The sequence below is a fragment of the Bacillus sp. JJ722 genome, from assembly GCF_036963345.1.
GTDB lineage: Bacteria > Bacillota > Bacilli > Bacillales > DSM-1321 > Bacillus_AD.
The window spans coordinates 1-4,553 of the sequence record NZ_JBALMO010000095.1; the positions used below are offsets into that span (position 1 = coordinate 1).

The window sequence follows — 4,553 nt, forward strand, 5'->3', positions numbered from 1 at the left end:
ATTTTATCAATATAATAATTACAATAAATTAAGATTATTCTTAATAAACCTTATTTATTTATAAAGTTAATCTTTTGTAAGTCTTGTAAAAAAGGGAGGAACCATAGTGGTTCCTCCCTTTAACATAATTCCTAAATGAATTTATAACTCAGTAGTTGATATAAGAGTATGTATTTTCAACTCACCATCAAACACTGTTGCATAATTTTTTGTCTCAAAAACTTTATTCTTTTCTGATCCATCTTCATAAAAAATGGTGTAATGCTCTTTTGTTACAATTTCGAAGCCGTTTCCACTCTGTTTAAATGAATTAAGCTCCATACCTTGAAGTTCTTCCGTTATTCCCTTGTTGAATAGATACTCACCGTAATCTTTTGATTCTCGATAAGCCTTACCAGTAGGATCTAGCATATCTGATACACGTGAGAAATCTCCAGAATTAATCGCTTCAACTGCAGATGTATAATAGTCCTTCATAAAGACATAGACATCTTCTTCTGTAAATTCAGGTATAACAGGTTCTTCGCTTACTATTTTTTTATCTTCATTGAATAGTAAATGAACTACTTCATCATCCACTTTAACAGATTCTGTTTTCTCCACTTTACCATTTACTTTTCTTTCCGCATGGAACGTAATGGATTCATCTGTCTTTACTGGCCCGAAATAATCAATATCCGCTATTTTTTGTCCAGTACTTTTACCATTTACGAATAATACGGCTGAATCGTCGTTTGAATAAACAACTACTTCTTCCGCATCCAATTCAATCGGAACCTCTAATTTATTATGAGAAGCTTCATCGAAATACAACTCATCTTTCGTTGATAGGTTTATATAGTCATTTTTATATGTAGCCTCTAACGTTACTTTACTTGGAAATAAATAACCTACTAAGCTTTGAGTGTCATCTTCTCCTATTGTTGTTGCTTTTTCATCATTAAGAAAGATGTCCGTATTTTCGTAGTCTGCAGATGCATATACAGCTATTGGGTAGAATTTAAGATCGTACTGTGTATAAATTCCCCACTTCTTCTTACCTTTTTCCAAAAGCAGCAGCTTGTTCTCGTAATCTTTATAAGGTTTTACCTTTTCGTCATGATCTAATTTACTAGCAGCTGTACGTAAATATTTCATTACTTTCGATGTATCAACATGTTCATCTAAATATTGTGCGTATTCTTTTGCTTGCGCTGAATCAACTTCTACCACATCTTGCCCGTCATTCATAATCTCAGCTAGCTTGTTATAATCTTTCCCTTGTAATGCCTGTTCGAACATTTCAACCGATTTATGAGATGTATAAATGTTTTTCATTATAAAGTGTGTAATAATGACTATTGCTACAACAAGCAAAATAGACAAGATGGTGATTTTTCTTCCTTTAGATAATGGCTTTCCCTTTGGAACAACTTTTTCATCGACTACATTATTTTTCTGACCACAAGATGTACAGAAACTATTCTTTCCTGATAACGGTTCACCACAGTTACTACAAAATTTCATCACTATACTCCTTATCGTCTAATCATTTTGCCAATATAAGCGCCGGCAAGTGCTACAGCTGTTACAAATATAAAGCTACTAATGAACATAAAGATAGAGTTAAACCCTAGACTGAAAGAATACTCCATTACCGATTGCTCATTAACAAATTCCGCTTTCACTTTTGCATTCACACTTAGATTTACCATAAATGTAATGAATCCCATTAATAGCGAATAGACTGCACTATACACTAAGATTGGCTGCCAATTGCTTGGATTGTTCTTGCTCAACCTAAATCCAGACCAAGCAAATAAAATGGCGAATAAAACGACGGCTATAATAATGAAAATATTAAAATCGGATACAGTGTTTTGTAAGTGTATTAAATCAGTATCACCGTTTGATTCCTTCAAACCAGATAACAGAGAAAATGACTTCTCACCGCCCTCAGTTTCTCCATCTGACTGGATTGAACCGATCAGTTTCATTTTTCCAAAATGAGCTAAATTCATAAAGTAAATACCAAGTTGCGCACCGATTGTAGTAATGACTTCAAAAGATTTTTGTTGTAGTGAATCAGTAAAATAAGAAATAAATGAAAGGATCTGATTTTCTTTCATAACTTTACTAACCATAAACATCATAAAGCCAATAGAAGCAATCGTAACTGTAAAAAAGCTAAATAGAGCTTGAACGAAAGACTGTCTATAAGGTGAAATAGGTTGCACAGATTCTTTATTGAATTTCTGTACAATTAAACTTCCAATTAGTGAAAAAATCAATGCGATTCCAAAACCTTTAAACAAAGATCCGAAGAAGGAATGGGATAAGCTAAGCGATAATTCTTCACCAAGTATGCGACTACTAGCTGAATAGCCCGCAAAGAAAGATACAATACTTAACAATAATCCATAAACAAAGCTAAAGGTTAAGGCATTTTGAAGAATACTAGCCTTTCCAAGATATTTCTTGCCAATAACTCCCCCTGCTATTAAGCAGATTAATGCTGGTATAAGAATATTAATGAAGAGTCCAAGATTTAGTTCTATATTAGATTTCCCGTTAACAATACCTTCTTCTCCACCTTTAATTTCAACGGATTGACCTACGAAATGTTCAGACATGATATAACTCGTGACACCCATTACCTCTTCTTCACTTACCCCAAATTCATTTAACATTTCATTTACATTTAATTCTTCTGGCAAACTTAATGTCTCTTGAAGTAAAGAGAGACTGGAGTCCTTTTTGACCTCAAAGGTAATATAAGAAAGACTAAACATAAGTAAAAAAGCCGCTAATGCAATAACAATGATTGGTTTCATAGCTCCTATGTTCCATGAAAACAATGATACTTTTCCCACATCTGGCAAGACTCTTTGCTTAATCATTTCCGTATCTATCTCTGCTTTTTTCTTTTCGAAAAAAGCATGCCCACATGAAAAACAATAATTGTTTTCATTTTGAGCACTCACTCCACATGAAGGGCAATATGCTCCTGTTTGTTTAGCAAGTTTTATATTTTTCCCTTTATTTAATCGAGTTCCGTCATGATAGCAATAGTTTTGCGTACTATCATTTTCAGATCCACATGTATGACAGTAAATCATTTATAACACACCTCCCTACTGCATTTTCGATCCGCAACAGCCACAGTAACTAGCTGTAGTTGGAACCGATACTTCACATTTCTGACAAGGAACAGTATCCGTTTCTTTGTCCGTCGTCTTGTTATTTACCGGTGCTCCACATCCACCACAAAACTTATCCGTATGATTAATTGTTACTTGGCAACTTGGACAAACCTGACCATCACCATTATTATTGCTGAGTTCTGATAGCTTCGCTTGTATCGAATAAATTTCATGATCATACCGCTCTAATTGTTCCGTAATAGCAGCAAGTTCTTGATCTTGAAATTCTTGTTTACGAATCTTTTTATATACTTCTTCACCTAATTTGAAAATAGCCAATCCTCTTTCATCAAGCTTCCCTTGAAGTAACTTGTTTAATTGACTCACTTCCTGAGCTGTTTGAAGCTTTTGCTTACCTTGCTGTAAACTATCTTGAATACGATTAATTCCGCCACCTAATTTTGACTGCAAATCACTCATTTCATTCATCTCCTTTTATTCAATTTAAAAATCACTATCTAATACTTTGTCACGCCATTTTAACGGTACGATTTCTAAAGGAATGTCTTGTTTTTCAAATCCACTGCTCGCATAAACAGCTGTTATGTAATCTTGAGCATCTCCCACAACATGAAAAAGATAAACTTTAGCTAATTCATCTCCCTCATTGATATATGTTTCTTTTATGTACTCCATTTTTTTAAAGTGATCCTTATATCCCGCTTTAGCTTCTTCTGCAGTTAAATTCAGTGGTTTATCCTCAGCGGATATTTCACTATAATGATCCACCTTCCACTTCCCATCACGGTCCTTCTTAAACTCTAGAAAAACTTGTGAGCCTTCAGATAAATAATTTCCGAAATGAACAGTGCGCATCTTCATATAATCACTAGTACTTTCCACGACTATATTTCTCGCATCAAACTCTGGTGACTCAAACACAAAAGAATCACACTGGCAAAACAAATCTTTTTGAGGCAAAGCTTGAATATATTCGAAGAACCTTTGCGTAACATATGGGGAAAGTTCCTCTTCTAGCACCTTATAATCAACCTCGTTACCATACCAGTCATTGTCTTCAGCTGTATCATATAACTTCTCAAAAAATGCCGGATATGTTTTCTCCGCAATTCTTTGTGCATCTTCATCACTAGGAGCAGGCCCTTGTTTCTCACCCTCCTTATCGTCTTTCTCTACTATTCTATTAGATGGAGTGTTGCTAGTTGATTGTTCATCATTCTTAACGAACTGATAAGCAAAATAGCCTCCACCAAACAATAAAACACAGAGTATTACAACTATAAATGTTAGAACTTTTTTATTCATTCATCCAACTCCTTTCCACAAAAAATTATTGTAATAAATCAAAAGTTCTACATTTATAATACTATCTCTAAATAGATAAATATACCTAAAGTTATAGAACTATAC

The 4,553-nt window shown here is 34.0% G+C and carries 4 protein-coding genes; all 4 read right to left on the reverse strand.

Annotation, left to right across the window (positions count from 1 at the left end; all coding sequences use genetic code 11):
* Positions 1–141: 141 nt before the first annotated feature.
* Genes V7014_RS12925 through V7014_RS12940 form a run of 4 tightly spaced genes read right to left on the reverse strand, consistent with a single transcriptional unit; the run spans position 142 to position 4,448 of the window.
* Positions 142–1,506 carry a zinc ribbon domain-containing protein gene (locus V7014_RS12925; RefSeq protein WP_335507744.1) on the reverse strand — a complete coding sequence of 455 codons (1,365 nt, stop codon included), beginning with the start codon at positions 1,504–1,506 and terminating at the stop codon, positions 142–144.
* 11 nt (positions 1,507–1,517) lie between these two features.
* Complete coding sequence (locus V7014_RS12930; protein WP_335507746.1) at positions 1,518–3,098, reverse strand: zinc ribbon domain-containing protein; 1,581 nt, start codon at positions 3,096–3,098, stop codon at positions 1,518–1,520.
* Positions 3,099–3,113: 15 nt separating this feature from the next.
* Positions 3,114–3,602: a double zinc ribbon domain-containing protein gene (locus V7014_RS12935; protein WP_335507748.1), complete on the reverse strand. Its 489-nt coding sequence runs from the start codon at positions 3,600–3,602 to the stop codon at positions 3,114–3,116.
* A gap of 24 nt (positions 3,603–3,626) precedes the next feature.
* A complete protein-coding gene (locus tag V7014_RS12940) occupies positions 3,627–4,448 on the reverse strand; it encodes a hypothetical protein (protein WP_335507750.1) in 822 nt (273 codons plus the stop codon).
* Positions 4,449–4,553: the final 105 nt, after the last annotated feature.

Coding starts and splice junctions, on each gene's coding strand:
- V7014_RS12925 (WP_335507744.1), bottom strand. CDS start 1,506: ATGAAATTTTGTAGTAACTGTGGTGAACCGTTATCAGGAAAGAATAGT.
- V7014_RS12935 (WP_335507748.1), bottom strand. CDS start 3,602: ATGAGTGATTTGCAGTCAAAATTAGGTGGCGGAATTAATCGTATTCAA.
- V7014_RS12930 (WP_335507746.1), bottom strand. CDS start 3,098: ATGATTTACTGTCATACATGTGGATCTGAAAATGATAGTACGCAAAAC.
- V7014_RS12940 (WP_335507750.1), bottom strand. CDS start 4,448: ATGAATAAAAAAGTTCTAACATTTATAGTTGTAATACTCTGTGTTTTA.